Raw genomic sequence first — 16878 nt, forward strand, 5'->3', positions numbered from 1 at the left:
TACCCGTTTAATCCAAGCTTCAGGATTTTTCTGTCTCAAAGGACGTCATGAGAGCTCTAGTCTCCCCATTTCTGTTGCTCCTTGTGCTTGGTGCCACACCGGTGGCTGCGCAGCTTGGGTTGCCGCCGTTGGCCCGCCCGGTCGGCGACATCCTTGAGACCGCAGAGCGCGTGCGCGAGCCGGTGCAGGGCGCCTTGGGCAATCTGGCCCGTGACGCGACGAGCTTGGCCGACGCTCGGCTCTCACGCCTTCGGAACATCGTTCGCCGTGACCGGTCGGCGCTTGAGCTTGATGCGGCCGGCGATCCGGCGCGCCGAGGCGAGCTGCTGCTGACCGACGCGAGCGAGGCCGACATCGTCCGTGCCAAGGATGCAGGGTTCGCCGTGCTCGGGCGCGAGCGGCTTGGGACGCTGGACATCACTGTGGTGCGGCTTGGCATACCCGCGAAGCGCTCCCTGGCTGCGGCAGAGACCGAACTGAAGAGGCTGCTGCCGGATGCAGCGATCTCGGCCGATACGCTGCACTTCCAGGCAGGCGCTGCAGCGGCTCGCGGCGATGCACGTCCCCGGCCCGTAGCACCCAAGATCGATCGGACAGTTGGCGTGATCGATGGCGCACCCGGTCCGGCTACCCCGGCGGACGCTCAGCGCGGGTTTGCCAAAGGCGCGCTGACGCCCAGCCATCATGGGTCCGCGATCGTCTCGCTTCTGCGATTGACGGGCGTGAGCCGCGTGGCGGTAGCGGACGTCTACGGCACCGATGCGGCCGGCGGCAACGCGCTGGCCATTGCGCGCGGCCTCGACTGGCTAGTCGGAGAGCAGGGCAGTCGTGTCGTCTCGATCAGCCTGGTGGGGCCCAACAACCCGCTTGTCGCCCGAGCGGTGGCGGCGGCGCAGCGGCGCGGCGTTCCTGTCGTCGCTGCAGTGGGCAACGATGGTCCGGCCGCGCCGCCGGCCTACCCCGCCTCCTATCCCGGCGTCATTGCCGTGACCGCAGTCGATGGTCGCGGCCGTGCCCTGATCGAAGCGGGCCGCGCAGCGCATCTCGACTATGCGGCACCTGGCGCGGACATGCTTGCGGCCAATGCAGGCGGCACGTGGAGCAGGGTGCGCGGTACGTCATATGCCGTGCCGTTCGTGGCTGCCCGCGCCGCTGCTGCACTGGGGCAGGGCGCGGTTACCGCCATGCTTGATCGTGAGACGGTGGACCTTGGCCGCAAGGGTCCCGACCCGGTGTTCGGTCGCGGATTGCTGTGCGCGAATTGCGGCAGGAAAAAATGATGGATTAAACCGCGCTGTCCTCTCGTTCCCCTCGCAGAGACGGCGAACGCCTCTCGTCAGATTGAGGAAAGGACATTCATCATGCGCACGATCATCGCAGTTTCGACCGCTCTGCTGCTTACGACCACCGCTCATGCCCAGATCCTGGGTGGGGGCCTGGGAGGCGGCATGGCAGGAGGCATCGGCGGCGCCTTGAACGCGACGATCGGCGGAACGCTGGGCGGTGCGGGTTCGGTCGGCGGCACACTGGACAGCGTGCGTTCGGGCACTAGCGGAACCCTTCGTGGCGCCTCTTCGACCAGCGGCAGCAAGAGCATTGATCGCAAGAGTGGCCGGGTGTCCGCCAACCGGAGCGCCAGCGCCAGCGGGGGCGGCGATGCGACGCAGTCGGTCGCAAGCCCGGTCAGCTCGCTGACCTCCGGTGTGACCGGCAATGGCAGCGTGAGCGGTTCCGGCAGCGTCGATGCGCAACTGATCGGCACCGATAACGTGCGCGGCGCGGCTCAGTCCGCCACAGGCACCGCCCGCGGCGCCACGTCCGGCGCCGTACAGCGCATCCAAGGCGCTGGCGGCTCGGCACAAGGGCAGGGCCAGGGCTTGATCTCGGGCGCTTCCGGCCTTCTCGGAGGCTCGCTGACGGGCTCCGGCAATGCTGCGGGCTCCGGTTCTGCGGCCGGCGCCAGCGGCCCGATTGCGAGCTCCGCCAGTGGCTCGGGCTCTGGAGAGGGTGGCTTCACCGTGACCCGCGGCATGCCCGTGCTTTCGCCCGATGGCGAGCGCATCGGCCGCGTCCGCCAGGTCCTCTCCAACGCACGCGGCGAAGCAGAGCAACTGCTCGTCAAGGTGGATGGCCAGCTTGCCACGCTGCCGGCTGCGAACTTCTCCGCGAGCGGCAATGCCGTGATGTCGGCGATGAGCGAAGGCCAGATCAAGCTGGTCGGTACTCAGCAAGAAGCGTCCGAGCGCCGCTGATTTCCAGGACCAGGGCGGCGCCACGCGCGTGCGTGAGGCGCCGTTCACCGGGAGACTGGCTGCAGAATGCTTCGCGACGTCCTGGTCAAATTCATCGGCATCATTCGTTCAGCTGCCATTACGGCGCCGCGCCCGACCGTCGCGGCTGCAGTTTGAGACGAGGTATGCCCATGTATGAACCTTCCCGCAGATCCCTCCTCATCGGCGCCGCGCTGATCGCGCCGCTGGTAGTGTTGCCTGGCTGCGCTACCATCGGGCCACAAGGCAGCGTCACCGAAGGCTTGCGGCGCCTGCTCGAGATATCGAGCCAGCGCGCGCTGACACGTCTCGTCAATGAAAATGGCTATTTAAATGATATCGACGCTCGGATCGCATTGCCGACCGGTGCCGGCGATCGCTCGGCCGCCGTGCTGGGCGCGCTGTTGAAATCGGCGCCGGTGCAGCGCGAGTTGTCGCGCTTGGTCAATCGCGCCGCGAGCGAAGCGGCAGACCGCGCCGCGCCGCTCGTCTACAACTCGATCCGCTCGCTGACCTTCTCCGATGCCATCGGCATCGTTCGGGGAGGGCCGACCGCCGCGACCTCCTATCTCGAACGTTCGATCGGTGACAGCATCATCGAGGCAATGCTGCCGGAGGTCGGCGACGTGCTGCACCAGCTCGATGGCGGATCGATCCTCGGCCCGGTCCTGGGAGCAGCGACCGGCATCGACATTCCCGCCATGCAGCGAACGGTCACCAGCCAGGCGGCCCAAGGCCTCTGGCGCGCCATCGGGCGAGAAGAAGCTTCCATCCGCGCCGCACCTTCCAGTGCCGGCGATCCACTGGTCGAGCAGGTCCTGAGCGGCGCCCGGCTGCTAGGCTGAGGAGCCGCAGCGAAACGGTTCCCGGAAGGCGATGATAGTTCCGGGGAAAAACAATCAACTCAGATCCTTGCATGGTTAATGCCGTAAGATTAGCGCTCGCTCAGTTACAAACCCCATGTAGCCACCTCGTGGCGCTTCGGCTTCGGCCGGGGCGCCATTCTTGTTTCGGCGCAGCCGATCTTCTTGGCGGTCGGGATCCCGAGTAATCTCCGACCCGCCAAAGTCGGCGCGGTGAAAGCTTGTTAACCACTTCGACCCTAAGACGGCGGAAGACCTGCTGGGACATCCGCTACATGCTCGCCGAGCCGCTACTTGCGAATGACAACCTTGAGGTGGCCGTCTCGATCGTCATGCCATGTCTCAACGAAAAGCAGTCGCTGCCGCATTGCGTCGCCAATGCGCGCGAAGCTCTTGCGCTGATCGAGGCGCGCTATGGCCTCGGCGGCGAAGTCGTCGTGGCGGACAATGGCTCGACCGATGGCAGCCAGGCCTTGGCTATCCAACTCGGGGCACGAGTCGTCGATGTCTGCGCCAAGGGCTACGGCGCGGCGCTGATCGGGGGCTTCGAGCAGGCCTATGGGCGGTTCCTGGTCATGGGGGATGCTGATGGCAGCTATGACTTCACCGATGCTGTGGCGATGGTGGGGCGTCTGCTGGACGGCGCGGACCTTTGCATGGGGTCGCGGTTTGAGGGCGGCATCGGCGCCGGCGCCATGCCCTGGAAGAACCGCTACATCGGCAATCCCGCGCTGACGGGCATCCTGAACCTGTTCTTCCGCACCGGCGTCGACGACGCGCACTGCGGCCTGCGCGCGATCCGGCGGGAGGCATACGGCGAACTCGCGCTGCAAAGCTGTGGCATGGAATTCGCTAGCGAGATGGTGATCAAGGCAAGCCTGAGGTGCCTGCGCATCGATCAGGTTCCCGCCACGCTTTCACCGGATCTGCGCGATCGTGCGCCGCACCTGCGACCCTGGCGCGACGGATGGCGCCACTTGCGCTACCTCTTCATGCTTAGCCCGACCTGGGCGTTCGGCGTTCCCGCGGCAGCAGCGCTCCTGTTTGGAGCAGTGCTGCTGCTTGCCGCGAGCATCCAGTACCTGCACCCCGGCGTGTTTCCCGCGATCGGGCCTTATTGGACTCTTCTGGGCTCGGCATCGGTGGACGTCGGGCATCAGGCTCTGCTGTTCGGGATGTCGGGCAACCTCTACGGTGTGCGCGCGGGGTATCGGCGCGGGTCGTGGATGGTCGCGCGCAGGATCAGCCTTGAGGCCATGCTGGTTGCCGGCCTTGCTCTCATAACGGCAGGATGCGTGATCCTCGCCCTGGTGGCCTATGGTTGGGTCAACCGGGACTTTCAGGCAGCACGCTCGATCCTCCCGCCGGTGCTGGGCACGCTGGCTTGCATCCTGGGTTTTCAGACCATGCTGGGTGGCCTCCTCATGGCCATCATCGGGGGCAACGAAGCGCAGTTCGGGGCCGCGGCGCGCATCAGTCCGGCGGGACATCGAACCTCGGAGGGCCGGCGACTGGCATGAGCGCTCCGCTGCCATCAGATGGAGTGGGCCGGGCCGTCTCGTACGGCCTGAAAAGCCCTTGGCTCAGTGTCGTGATGCCCGTGCATGCGGGAGAGGCGTGGCTGCGGCCAACGCTGGAATCCCTCGCTGGCGAAGCCGAGCCGGGTATCGAGGTGCTGTTCTTCGACAGCAGCCCCGACGAGCGCTCATCGGATGTGGCGCGGGAGTTCGCCTCACGGATCGACATCGTCATAGAGCGGCGCCCGGACCTGCTCGGGTGGACAGAGAAGACCAATGCAGCCGTGGAGCTTGCCCGTGCACCGCATGTGGCGATGCTGCATCAGGACGATCTGTGGTTGCCGGGACGGACGGCGGCGCTGCGCCGCTGGATCGAGGCCGATCCGGAAGCCGTGCTGCACCTCGGCCCGACGCAGATCGTCGACAGCAAGGGGCGCAAGCGCGGCGTGTGGAACTGCCCGCTGCCTCGTGGCCGTGTCCCCGAAGCTACGCTGGTCGCAAGGCTGCCGGTCCAGAACTTCATCAGCGTGCCGGCGCCCGTGTTTCGGCGCGACGCATACCTGGCTGTCGGTGGAATGGACCCATCGCTCTGGTACACGCCCGATTGGGACCTGTGGATCAAGCTGAGCCGCTTCGGCGTGGTCCGTCATCACGCCGACGTGACGAGCGCGTTCCGCGTCCATGGCGGCTCGTTGACGATGACCGGAAGCCGCAGCCTCGAAAACTTCGAGGATCAGATGCGCATCGTCCTGGACCGTCATGCCGAATGGTATGCGGACCGTGCTCCGGCAAGAGCCATGGAAGCGTCCATCAGGGTCAACCTGGGCCTGGCGGCCGCGGCGGCCGGGAAAGCAGACAAGCTGATCCCGGCGCTCCGGTCGCTCGTAGCCCTAGGGCCGGTTGGCCTCGTCGGGTATCTTCACTCGTCCCGCATCGCCGAGCGTCTCATGCCGCGGCTGCGCTGCAAGCTCGCAGGAGAGCTCTGACCATGCCCATAGGTCCTGTCATCCGCCGCTTGTTCGGTCGCCACGAACACCGCGTCGCCGCACTCTTTCGCGCATTCTTCTTCGACATCAACGACTACAAGCGCCGGCTGCAGACCTGGGCATCGGCACCCCAGCGGATACTGGAGGTCGGCTGCGGCGAAGGCGCGGTGACCGAGGCGCTCGCCGAGATCTATCCTGGCGCCGAGATCATGGCGATCGACATCACGCCATCGGTGGGCCGCCTCTACCGCGGGTCGACACAGAGAGTGCGGTTCCAGCAGGTGACCGTCGAGGAGGTCGCACGCGATCGGCCAGGCGAGTTCGACCTGGTGGTCTTTTCCGACGTGATCCACCACGTGCCCGAAGCGCTGCGCCGCGAGGTGCTCGATGCGGCGCGTCGCTCGCTGGGTCCGGGTGGGCTGCTGGTGCTCAAGGACTGGGAGCCGCGGCGCACGCCGATCCATTGGTTGTGCCACGCCTGCGACCGCTGGCTGACCGGCGACAGAGTGAGCCACCTGACATCCGGAGAGATGAGCGCGCTGCTGTCCTCCGTCTCCTTCCGGCCCTTGTCACAGGACGTTCGCTTGCGCCCTTGGGCGAACAACTTCGCCCTGCTGGCGCACGCTTGAACCTGCGCCGATCCTTGAACTTACGCCAGTCCTTGAGCCATCCCTGTCGCTACCTGGCAGGCGGGGCGCTCTGTGCGGGACTGCACAACGCGGTGCTGATCGGGGCAGATCTCGTCCGAATCCACTATATCGTTGGCATGGTGATCTCCATGATCGTGGTCACGCCGGTCGGCTACTTGCATCAGAGTATCTTGACGTTCGGCAGGCCGCCTTCGTGGCCGCGGTTCGCGGTCTTTGCGGCCGGGACGCTATCGGGATTTCCGCTATCGCTCAGCTTGATGCTGCTGTTCTGCAGCGGGCTTGGCTTGCCGGTGTTCGTCGCAACGCCGCTGGCCACCGTGTCGTTGCTGGTGTGGAACTACTTGTGGGCGCGCCGGGCGATCCTGCACGCCTCGCCGTCCGCTACAAGCTGACCACCCGGCATCCCGCGGCGTCCGCCGCTTGGTGAAGACGGTGTTGCGCGGGGCTGGGACCTGGCAGGAGGTCGTTTCCGAACAGGCGGTTCATCGCGGCAAACCGGGGCGTGTCGGCAAAGGCCAGAGTGCGTCCTCCGGCACATAGGCGCGTGAGTGCTGCAGGAGGCAATTCGGTCGCCTGTAGCATGATCGGCCGGTTCGAGAGGTCCGGGCGATTGCGCACCAGGTCCGTGGCAAATGGTGTCGGCCAGTCATCCACGATCAGGAGGTCGGCAGTCGATCGGCTCAGGGCGGCGCTGGCCTGGGCGTAGGGAGCGATGAAGCTTCGGGCCAGCCAGACGTGAAACGGCAGGAGTGCCAGCACGGATAGCGCCGTTCCCCAAAGGACAACGCGCATGGGAGCCGCGCCCGCACGTTCGAGCCGGTGCCAGCCAAAACCGGCGATCAGCACGGCGCTGCCCAGGAACCCATGCAGATAGCGATAACCCCACCCGTGGGCTTGCGCTGGAAGCAGCAGCAGCATGGCCAGCACCAGCAGCGCGATCCCGAGCGCCAGCGCCCGGCAAAGCGGCTCGGCACGCAGCGAGCTACGCAGGCCCACGATCATCAGCGGGAGCAGCAGCAGGTGCTGCCACGCCACGAAACGCAGCAGGTTCACGCCCATCAGCCCGAACGAGACGGGGCCGAGCGCCGTGGTGCTGGAGCGGAAGCGATCGAGATAACTTACGCCGCCCGCCTGGTGCTCGGCCGGGATCGCCTGCACGCCGTGCGAACTGACCCAGCCCGGCCAACTGAGCCAGAACAGCCCGATCGCGCCATAGCAAAGCACGTAGACCGCCAGCAACCGCCATTGCTTCTCCCGCCTCAGCAGGTCGAGGAATGGCAGGACGAACAGCGGATGGAATAGTGGCTGATGCAGGCCGGTGGCAATGAAGCCAACCGCAATCGCGCCAGCGTCGGTGACCGGGCGGCGCTGCAGGAACAGCCAGAGCCACACGAGATTGGCGGCAAGGTGGGCCGTCATCGCATAGCGCGTGGCTCCCATCACGATCGCCTGCGAGGAGCCGGCAAAGAGAAGCAAGACGACGGTCTGCGTCGAGGGACTCTCCGGCCAGATCCGCCGGGCAATGCGCCAGAGGGCCAGCCCGGCGATCATGAGCAGGAGCGGCGAGATCAGCGCATCGGGCATGATGCGGCTGAGAGCGGCGTGCAACGCGGCGTTTCCAGGCAGGTACGCCGATATCCAAGCCTCACGATCGCCGATGGGCAGGATGAAGGTGGCGTTGAGCGCTTCGTACCACTCTCGCCACTGTGCAGGGAATGGGGCGACAAGCTGGCCGCGCGAGAAAATTCCCGCATCGAATGCCACCATCTGCTCGTCGCGGCTGAGATCGAAATCGAACAGCACGAACCTGCGCAGGCACCATGCGGTCAGCGCCATCGCGATCACGACCGCGATCGCGATCGCGTGAAGGAAGCGTAGCGCATGCGCTATGCTGTCGGATCGTGTCTCTCCCCGTGCTCCAAAGACAAGGATCAGGCCATAGAAAAGGATCAGGGCGCCAGCGACCGGGATGTCCTGCCGAAGCAGGAAGAACCGGGCGAGCCCAGTGAACACCGTCAGCACCGCCGGGGTATCCTTGATCAGGAACCCCAGCGCGGCGCAGACGATCACCGCGCCTATCGCAAGGCCAAGGGAGGACGGCAGCAGCCGCCCCCCCGCGTGTTCGACGTCGTCCTGCTCCATGCGTGATGTCCCGCTACGCCTGCCGCGCTGTCTCCATGAGAGCGCTCACCCCTCGGCTTGCTCTCTCACCATATTCGATAGGCTTGCAATCAGGTCTTTGGCTTGGCGCGAGTGTGGGGATGGTCGTGCACCTCATCTTCGCCGTACTTTTGCCGTCGCAATGATCCGCAAGATTTGACAGCAAGTAGTCGCACTTATACCTAAACCCCAAGGGCATTTCAGGGGTGATAAGTACATGGCGGGGCAGGGTAGCCAGGGACGGCGTGCGCGCGCGTTCCTTTTGAAGTCTGGCGCGACCGCATTGGCGCTGCTGGTCCATCAACAAGCCTGGGCGGCGTGCGCGCCCGACCCGGTGCAAAGCGGACAGACAACCACCTGCAGCGGCCTTGATGCCGATGGGTTTGTGATCTCGACATCCGACTCCACGGTCGTGGTGACGAACGGTGCGGTCGTAACTGGAAGCGGCGGTGCAGCGATCTCGGTCGCGATGCCATCACCGGGCAATTACTTCACGCGTACGGCCACGTTGAACATTGATGGCATAGTCGCAGGCGGCGCGAACGCAGGTATCCAGATCGAGCCGGGCTCCCTTGCCGGGAACAGCTTCGATGGCGGCGGCTCCTCCGTTCGCATCACGATCGGGGCTACGGGACTGGTGAGCGGCAGCGCCGGCATCAGCGGCGTTAAGACGCAGGACAACCCCTATGCAGGAACGGTGATCGCGCTGGACAATAGCGGGACGGTCAGCGCCAACAGCGGCCCCGCCATCGCAGCCGAGAACTTGGGGCCCACGTTCAGCACCATCGTCAACCGACAGGGCGCGCTGATCAGGGGCATCGCCACAAGCTTCGACACGCTCGACAACAGTGGCACGATCGATGGCGGCTCGGGATCTGCCGTGGCACCTTCATCGGCCTATGGGTATCGACCGAACGAAGTCCGCAATGCCGGGCTGATCACGTCCGCAGGCGCTGCTCCAACGATCATGGCCGGTGGTTTTATTACCAACTCGGGAGCGATCTCGAATACGGGCAGCGGCAACGCCATCAGCGCGAGCACCTCCTACCTCATAATGAGCAACGAGGCGGGCGGCTCGATCGCTGCGAACGGCACGGCGATCAGCGCGCCCTATGCGCTCTCGCTGACCAATGCAGGCCTGATCACCGGCAATGTCGTAGCGGGCTCCAACGTCTCGTTCACCGGCAGCAGGGTCGACACCGGCGCCGGCGTGCTCGACGGCAACCTGCAGTTCGGCGACAGCTTCGACACGCTCTACGTACGCTATGCCAATGGCGCATCTCGGACCGGAGTGACCGGCACGATCGACGGTGCGGGCGGTACCGATACGGTGATCGCCAGGTTCCTTGCAGATGCAACGGTCACGGCAGCGGCACCTTCTGTGACGGGCTTCGAAAGCTTCGGCGTAGAGGTAGCCACGGACACGCGAGTTGTTCTGGCAGATGGCTTCTCAATGCCAACCACATTGCTCATCAGCGGCGCCGGCACGATCGAAAACCGCACCGCGCTGGCGGCCGCTGGTACTGTGGTCGATAATTATTGGCTTGGCGACAACCCGAACTTCGTCAATGCCGGAACGATCGAGGATACGAGGACAAGCAGCACCGATGGCTTTGGCTACGGCTACGCCGTTCGCGGTACACTTCGCAGCTTCGAGAACACCGGCCGAATCCTGTCATCGGAAAACGGCGTTTCCGTCTACACCAATTCCTTCATCAACTCGGGCGACATCATCGCCGCTGGCACCGCGGTCTATGATTCGCTCAATGGGCTGCCGTTCAGGAATTCGGGTCTGATACGTTCGACGAGCGGGACCGGGCTTTCGGCTTCAAGTTCCAGCTACAACGTGGGCTACGGAATAGAAAACAGCGGCACTATCGAGGGTGTCACGACGGGTGCCGACCTGGGCACCAACCTCATCAACACCGGCACTATCCGCTCTTCGGGCACCGGCGTCAGGCTGGCGTACGGGACGTTGGAAAACCGGAGCGGCGGACTGATCGCGGGCGACGAGCAGGCGGCCACCGTCGGGTACACGGGCACTTTGGTCAATTCGGGTACAATCAACGGCAACGTCACGCTGCAGGATGGCTTTGGCTATGGCAATGCCCGGTTCTTCGCGCTCGACGGCAGCGTGCTGAACGGAAACCTGACACTGGGCAACGGTACCACCTTCGTGACCGAGTTGACGGGCGCGGGCACCAGCGGCTTTGCGGGCGTCAATGGCAGTGTGACATCCGCAGGCGGTTCGGTCCGGTTCCGCGTCCGCGACGATGCCTCGCCGGCGATCCCGTCGGTGAATGAGTTCACGTCAGTCGGGTACGACTTGTACGACGGCTCGGCACTGACGCTCTCGGGCAATGGTGATGTAACCCAACAACTGGTCTTCGCAGGCAACGGGAGTGTCGATCTTACCGCCAACCTGGTCGCCACATCGCAGCCCGCGATCCTTTCGGACTACGTGCTCGACTGGACGGGCAACAGCTATGCCGCCAACACGCTCTCGATCGTCAGCCGTGGCGCCATCACGTTGACCCGCAGCAATCCCAACACGTATCCAAGCGCCGTGCAACTGCGGGAGGGTGACGTGTTCACGAACGCCGGCACGATCACTATGCGTGACGTGTCCGGCAGCCCCTACCAGGGTAGCGCCATTTCCGGTGGCAAGGTCGTCAACACCGGCACCATCACGGTGGAGAATGCCCAGGCCCTGAACGGCTCGCAGTCGGTCGACAACTCCGGCTCGATCACCGGCAATGGACCGCTGGCTCGCTACCTGCCGGGAACGCTGACCAACAGCGGCACGCTGACCAGCATCAACGGCCCGGCCCTGCAGCTCAGTTCCTCCGGATTGATCGACAACCTTGCTGGGGGCGTCATCTCGGGTGCGGGCGGCATTGCGATCCAATCCGCAAGTGGCTCGATCCGCAATGCCGGCACCATCAACGGCTCGGTCGATCTCTCCTACCTCAACGTCTACTCGTACTACGGCTCGACCTACACCGCGGCCGGCGGCACGCTGAACGGCGATCTGCGCTTCGGGCGTAACGACGACCTGCTGATCGAGACCGGCAGCGGCTTTGGCGTGACCGGTACGATCGATGGCGGGGAGGGCTACGACCTCGCCCTCCATGCCCGTTCCGGGTCGGGTACGGTGGAACTCGGCACGCTGCCGACCGGCTTCGAAGGTGAGGGCGTAACCGCCAGCGGCGCCGGTACCGTGGTGACGATTACGGGAGCTGCCGGTCGCACTGCCGACATTGCGGTGGGCGGCGATGCGCAGATCGTCAATCGTGCGGCGACGACCGGCTCGGTCAGGGGGCTCGCCGACTTGGGCGTCTACCTGCCGGACCAGAGCTACAACACTTACCTCGCCTCCTTCGACAACCAGGCTGACGTCGGCCGCACAATCGCGGTACGCGCGAACGCCCTGACCAACACCGCTAACGTCGGCCTCGCCGCGATCGACGGTGACGATGACGAGCGCGGTATCGAACAGTACGCGACCGGCGCGTTGAGCTTCAACAACTCCGGGACGGTCGCCTCGCCGATCGACGGCGCTGCTGCCGATCTGATCGGCGAGCAGGTGACCACGGCCAGCATCGTGAACAGTGGCACACTGGATGGAGGACTGTCCGCAGTCCTGCTGTTCACGCAGGACGGCCAGAACCCGGCCGTTACGCTCGACAACAGCGGGACCATCAAGTCGGCCGGCATGGGCGACACTGCGGCCGGCTTGTACCAGTCCTTCTACGTGCCGGGGACCTTGCCTGGGCCGGTGACGATCGCCGTGAACAACACCGGCACCATCGAGCAGACCGGCACGGCGGGTGATGCACTTTATCTCGGCTTCGTCAGCGACAACGCGACCACGATCCGCAACGCCGGCACCATCCGCGCCAATGCCGGCGGCATAACCGGTAGATACAACTACCCGTACGGCTGGTACTTCCCGGAATATTCCTACCTCTACACCGATCTGGCAACCGGCATCCACGTCAGCAGCCCCGGCCTTGCTTACGGCTACGAGGTCGCCCCACAGGTCACGATCAGCAATCTCAAGGGCGCGACGATTGAGGCTACGGGCGCTCTGTCCGTAGCGGCGCTGGTGGAGGGCAAGCTCACTCTCGATAACGCCGGCACCATCAATGGCGGCGGCGACGTCAACTACACCTACTCCTATACTTATGGCCCGACCTACAGCTTCACGTACGCCGGCGCGATCCAGACCCTCGGCGACTTCGACGACAGCATCGTCAACTCCGGCACCATCACCGGAACGGTCGATCTGGGCGGCGGCAACGACACGATCGTCAACACCGGGACGATGACGGGCAACGTCCGGCTCGGCAGCGGTGACGATGCCTTCACGCAGCGGATCTCGGCCACCCTGGGCGGCACGATCTCCGGCGGCGAAGGCTTCGACACCTTCCGCGTCGATGCGACCGGCACCGGTGCCATCGCTGGCAGCCAGATCGATGGCTTCGAGCGCCTGGTGCAGACCGGTCCCGGCTCGGCCGCATGGTCGGGCCGCTTCGAGGCGCCAACTATCGAGCTCGACGGCTCGACCTTGCTGGTCGCCGCGGGCTCGACGTTGCAGACATCGGGCATGGTGGCCGTCACCGGCGGCAACGGCGCCGAGGTCGTAACTAACGCCGGCACCATCGCGGGTTCGGTCGTGCTGGGCGATGGCAACGACCTGTACCGCGATCTTGCCGGCAGCACCGTTGCAGGCACTGTCGATGGCGGCTCCGGGCAGGATACCTATGAGTACGTGCTGGCCGGCGATCGTAACGCGAGTGGCACACGGGCCAACTTCGAGACCCTGGCAGTCGGCGGCAGCGGCACGCTGACCTACGCGCTCGAACAGTCCTTCGCACAGGCGCGCCTGGATGGCGTGGGCCTGACTGTCTCCTCGCACGGCTACACGATCGGCGAGGTTCTCGGCGGTGCCGGCAGCGAGACCCTGCGCATTGATGGCGACCTGGCGCGCGTCGCGCTGGCAGGTGGCAACGACACCCTGGTCCTCGGCACGGCCGTGGCCGCGGGAAACTACGATGGGGGCACCGGGACGGACACGCTGACGTTCTCCGGCACCGCACCGGTCACGCTTGCCGGGACGGTTACTGGCTTCGAAGCGCTCTCGCTCGACAGCAATGCACTCACCGTCGCTGGCACGCTCGGCACGGCAGGCGAGACGGTGAGCCTCACCGACAGGGCCGAAGTGGTGACGCTCGCCCAGGACGGCGCCATCCGCGCCTCGCTGAACCTGGGCGCCGGCGATGACCGGTTCCGCCTGCAGCAGGCCGGGTACGCCGGCCCGATCGACGGCGGCCTGGGCGAGGACACGTTCTCGCTCGAGACGGGCGCGCCCTACACGATCTCCGACGCGGTGACCGGGTTCGAACGCTTCGCGCTGGGCGGCAACGCCCTGACGATCGCCGGAACCCTGGGAAGCGCCGGCCAGGCGCTCCGCTTCGAGGATACGGACGATACGATCACGGTCGCCGCAGGCGGTCGCCTGCTCGGCAACGTGAGCCTGGGCGGCGGCAACGATCGCCTGACCATCGTGGGCGCCTTTGCGGGGTCCGTGGATGGTGGCGCCGGCACCGACGTATTGAGCGTGAGCGGCGGTTCGCAAAGCACTCCGGTCGCATTTGCCTCGATCGCCCAGTTCGAGAGCTATGCGCAAAGCGGCGGCTTCGCGACGATCTCGGGCACGGCTGCCCTGGGCACTGCCAACCTCACCGGCGGACGCCTGGTGGGCCTTGCGGGCTCGACGATCAACGCCGGCACGATCAACGTCCAGCAGGGTGCGATCTTCGGCTCGGCGGGGACGGTTAACGCCAACATTGCCGTAGCCGGCACGCTCAGCCCGGGTGCTTCGCCCGGAACGATGACGGTGAACGGCAACGTCTCGCTAGGCGCGACGTCGGTCTCGCTGTTCGAGATCACGCCGACGGTAGCCGACCAGCTCGTCATCTCGGGCACGCTGTCGATCGCCCAGGGCGCGACGCTCCAGCTGGCCCCGTCGGCAGACGTCCAGGCCGGCCGCTCGCTCGACCTGATCGTCGCGGGCGGCGGCATCAGCGGCAGCTTCACCAACATCGTGAAGCCGGCCTCGCTGTTCGGCGTGGTCGTGCAGGGCCCCAACCGGATCCAGCTGCTGGGCCAGTTCCTGAACAGTCCGAACTACACGCCGCAAGTCCAGGCGAGCGTCGCATACACCAACGCGATCTTGCTGACGCAACCTGCCGGAAGCCCGCTCCTGACAGTGCTGCCGGCGCTGGCTCCCAGTGGTGTGACCGATGCTGCCGCCTTCGCACGTCTGACGCCTGAACCTTATGCCAGCGCAGTCCAGGCGAGCGTCGAGCGCGGGCTGATCGTGACCCGGGCAATGCGCTCCATGAGCTTCGCGCAAGCTGACGACACGCCGCGGGCCTTTACCTTCGGACAGGCGCTGGGTGGCTGGAGCCGGATCGACGCCGGGAACGAGCGCGGCACGGCGCGCGTCAAGGGCGATGGTTACGGCTTCCTGGGCGGCATCGGCTTTGCCGCAAGCAACTGGGCCGTGGGTGGCTTCGTCGGCTACCTCAAGCAGGATCAGACAATCGCGGCCCTGGCTGCCAGGACCAAGACTGACGGCGTCCTGGCCGGCGTGCACTTGCGCTACGACAGCGGCAGCGTCTCGGCCTCCGCTTCGGCGTTCTACGATGGGGCCGATGCGGAGACCAAGCGGTCGCTACCCGCAGTCGGCTCGGCCGATTCCGACTACAACCTGCGCGGATGGGGCTTCGACGCCAAGGTCGCGGCGCGGGTCGAGCCGGTGATCGGACTGGCCATGACCCCGCAGATCGGCACGACCTGGATCCGCACGCGCCGGAGCGGGACCGTGGAGAGCGGTGGCAGTCCCTTCGCCCTGACCGTCGCAGGCGATCGCCAGTGGGCCGGCTTTGCCGACGCAAGCCTCAAGTTCGAGACGATAGACGCACACAAGCCCCTGCGGCCCTGGGTCATGCTGGGTGCCCGTTATCAGCTGCAGGGGCGCTCGCCGCTGGCAGTGGCGGGCTTTGGCGGCGGAGCCTCGGGCCTCGTCGCTTATGGCGTATCCCGCGCGCGCCTGACGGGCACGGTGGACGTGGGTCTCGATGCGACGGTGTCGCCGGGTGTCGACCTGTTTGTCAACGGCACCAGCGAGGCATCCGGCCACGGCAGTCGGACAGGCGCCAACGCAGGCATCAAGGTTTCGTTCTGAACGCTATGAAGAGCGGGCATACATCACGCCATGGGAGGCGCGCGGAAGAGTGTCGGAAAAGCCGGCCGTGTATCAGCATAGCGGCATTGGTGACCGCCCTGGCTATTTGCCCGACGATAGCTACCGGGTGCTCGGCACCGGCGATGATCAAAAGGATTGACGCCACCGTGGTTTAAGTGGCATCCGACCGAACCGGAGCGCGGGTATAGCTTAGTGGTAAAGCTCCAGCCTTCCAAGCTGGCTATGCGGGTTCGATTCCCGCTACCCGCTCCATCCCACCGCCGTCGCGACAAGCTTTCGCCCATACTGGCGCAGGCCGAGATGCAATCGGCGGCGAGCCACCAAGCCGCGAAACGGCGTCAACAGCCGCCGGACAGGCCCTGAGAGGCGCAGGAGCCCGAACTCGACGTCGATGCGCGAATGGCTTCGCGTTCGCGTTCCCAGTCCCGCTTGGTCTTGCAGACGCGATGCCCCTTGACCAGCGAGCCGGTCTCCAGGAACCGCTTGCACATCATCTTCTCGCCCGCGTCCCCGGCCTTGTCCGCCGTCTTCACGGCTTCGTCCGCTTTCTTAGGCTCGGCCGCGAGAGAGGCCACGGAGATGGTCAGGACCAACGTGGCAACCGCCAGTAATCGCAACATACTCATACCTCCTGGCTAGCACCTGGATCGCCGACGCAGCAATCGAGCTTAACCTTTCGCATGGCCGCGACAAGAGGGCCTGAGCAGATAGAGCTCACCTGTCGTGAAGGGAAGGCTGCCGGTCCGCTTACAAGAAGTCTGATGGCCTATGCGGGCGTTTACGGCGTATCAAAGCCGCGTTGGAGTGGGGTAGTCGAAGCTCAAAGCGCCGTAGCTCTCGACGGGCATCATGATCTCCCAACCGCGCAGCCCTGGCAAGCCAATGTCGGTAGTCGCGCAGGTCGTTCCGGTTGAACGCATCCATTGCTAGATGTTGGGCTCCTAGAGAGTTGCCTCCGCGATACGCTGCATATGCAAGGCCTCTTTGGCTGAATCGATTGGCGGCGCAGCCACCCCGACCTAGCTCGCTGCTCAGCTCGACCATAGCGCCGGTGTCACCGGAAAGGGCAAGATGGCGCAATATCGGCAAACGATGGCCGCTCTGATGATTGTCGCGGATGTTCCAATAGCGCGCCCATAGGCGATCACTCTTGCTC

At 65.6% G+C, this 16878-nt stretch carries 10 protein-coding genes and 1 tRNA gene; 9 read left to right on the top strand and 2 right to left on the bottom strand.

What is annotated here, in order from left to right:
• Positions 1-101: 101 nt before the first annotated feature.
• From GV044_RS03615 to GV044_RS03645, 7 genes are all read left to right on the top strand, one after another.
• Positions 102-1280: a S8 family serine peptidase gene (locus tag GV044_RS03615; RefSeq protein ID WP_236554670.1), complete on the top strand. Its 1179-nt coding sequence runs from the start codon at positions 102-104 to the stop codon at positions 1278-1280.
• Positions 1281-1361: 81 nt separating this feature from the next.
• Entirely contained in the window at positions 1362-2252 is an 891-nt protein-coding gene (locus GV044_RS03620) for a hypothetical protein (protein ID WP_159865574.1), read from the top strand.
• 170 nt (positions 2253-2422) lie between these two features.
• Positions 2423-3115 carry a DUF4197 domain-containing protein gene (locus GV044_RS03625; RefSeq protein WP_159865577.1) on the top strand — a complete coding sequence of 231 codons (693 nt, stop codon included), beginning with the start codon at positions 2423-2425 and terminating at the stop codon, positions 3113-3115.
• Between the two features lie 350 nt (positions 3116-3465).
• Positions 3466-4653, top strand: a complete 1188-nt coding sequence (locus GV044_RS03630) for a glycosyltransferase family 2 protein (protein ID WP_236554672.1) — start codon at positions 3466-3468, stop codon at positions 4651-4653.
• Positions 4654-4727: 74 nt separating this feature from the next.
• Entirely contained in the window at positions 4728-5636 is a 909-nt protein-coding gene (locus GV044_RS03635; protein ID WP_159870818.1) for a glycosyltransferase, read from the top strand.
• A 2-nt stretch (positions 5637-5638) separates the two neighbouring features.
• Positions 5639-6265 carry a trans-aconitate 2-methyltransferase gene (locus GV044_RS03640; protein WP_159865583.1) on the top strand — a complete coding sequence of 209 codons (627 nt, stop codon included), beginning with the start codon at positions 5639-5641 and terminating at the stop codon, positions 6263-6265.
• Positions 6266-6297: 32 nt separating this feature from the next.
• Positions 6298-6678: a GtrA family protein gene (locus GV044_RS03645; RefSeq protein ID WP_159865586.1), complete on the top strand. Its 381-nt coding sequence runs from the start codon at positions 6298-6300 to the stop codon at positions 6676-6678.
• Here GV044_RS03645 and GV044_RS03650 read toward each other — a convergent pair.
• Positions 6668-8428: a hypothetical protein gene (locus GV044_RS03650; protein WP_159865589.1), complete on the bottom strand. Its 1761-nt coding sequence runs from the start codon at positions 8426-8428 to the stop codon at positions 6668-6670. The genes GV044_RS03645 and GV044_RS03650 overlap by 11 nt on opposite strands.
• A 235-nt stretch (positions 8429-8663) precedes the next feature.
• Here GV044_RS03650 and GV044_RS03655 point away from each other — a divergent pair, with 235 nt between their 5' ends.
• Together GV044_RS03655 and GV044_RS03660 are read left to right on the top strand one after the other, a co-directional pair.
• On the top strand, positions 8664-15701 hold the full coding sequence (locus GV044_RS03655) for an autotransporter outer membrane beta-barrel domain-containing protein (protein ID WP_159865592.1): 7038 nt from the start codon (positions 8664-8666) through the stop codon (positions 15699-15701).
• Positions 15702-15900: 199 nt separating this feature from the next.
• Positions 15901-15974, top strand: a tRNA-Gly gene (locus tag GV044_RS03660).
• 86 nt (positions 15975-16060) lie between these two features.
• Here GV044_RS03660 and GV044_RS03665 read toward each other — a convergent pair.
• Positions 16061-16315, bottom strand: coding sequence for a hypothetical protein (locus GV044_RS03665; RefSeq protein ID WP_236554675.1), 255 nt, complete (start codon positions 16313-16315; stop codon positions 16061-16063).
• Positions 16316-16878: the final 563 nt, after the last annotated feature.

The organism is Novosphingobium sp. 9U (assembly GCF_902506425.1).
Classification (GTDB): Bacteria; Pseudomonadota; Alphaproteobacteria; order Sphingomonadales; family Sphingomonadaceae; genus Novosphingobium.

Excerpts from the sequence above, each read along its gene's own strand:
- GV044_RS03635 (WP_159870818.1), top strand. The coding sequence starts at position 4,728 with ATGCCCGTGCATGCGGGAGAGGCGTGGCTGCGGCCAACGCTGGAATCC.
- GV044_RS03640 (WP_159865583.1), top strand. The coding sequence starts at position 5,639 with ATGCCCATAGGTCCTGTCATCCGCCGCTTGTTCGGTCGCCACGAACAC.
- GV044_RS03625 (WP_159865577.1), top strand. The coding sequence starts at position 2,423 with ATGTATGAACCTTCCCGCAGATCCCTCCTCATCGGCGCCGCGCTGATC.
- GV044_RS03650 (WP_159865589.1), bottom strand. The coding sequence starts at position 8,428 with ATGGAGCAGGACGACGTCGAACACGCGGGGGGGCGGCTGCTGCCGTCC.
- GV044_RS03620 (WP_159865574.1), top strand. The coding sequence starts at position 1,362 with ATGCGCACGATCATCGCAGTTTCGACCGCTCTGCTGCTTACGACCACC.
- GV044_RS03630 (WP_236554672.1), top strand. The coding sequence starts at position 3,466 with ATGCCATGTCTCAACGAAAAGCAGTCGCTGCCGCATTGCGTCGCCAAT.
- GV044_RS03655 (WP_159865592.1), top strand. The coding sequence starts at position 8,664 with ATGGCGGGGCAGGGTAGCCAGGGACGGCGTGCGCGCGCGTTCCTTTTG.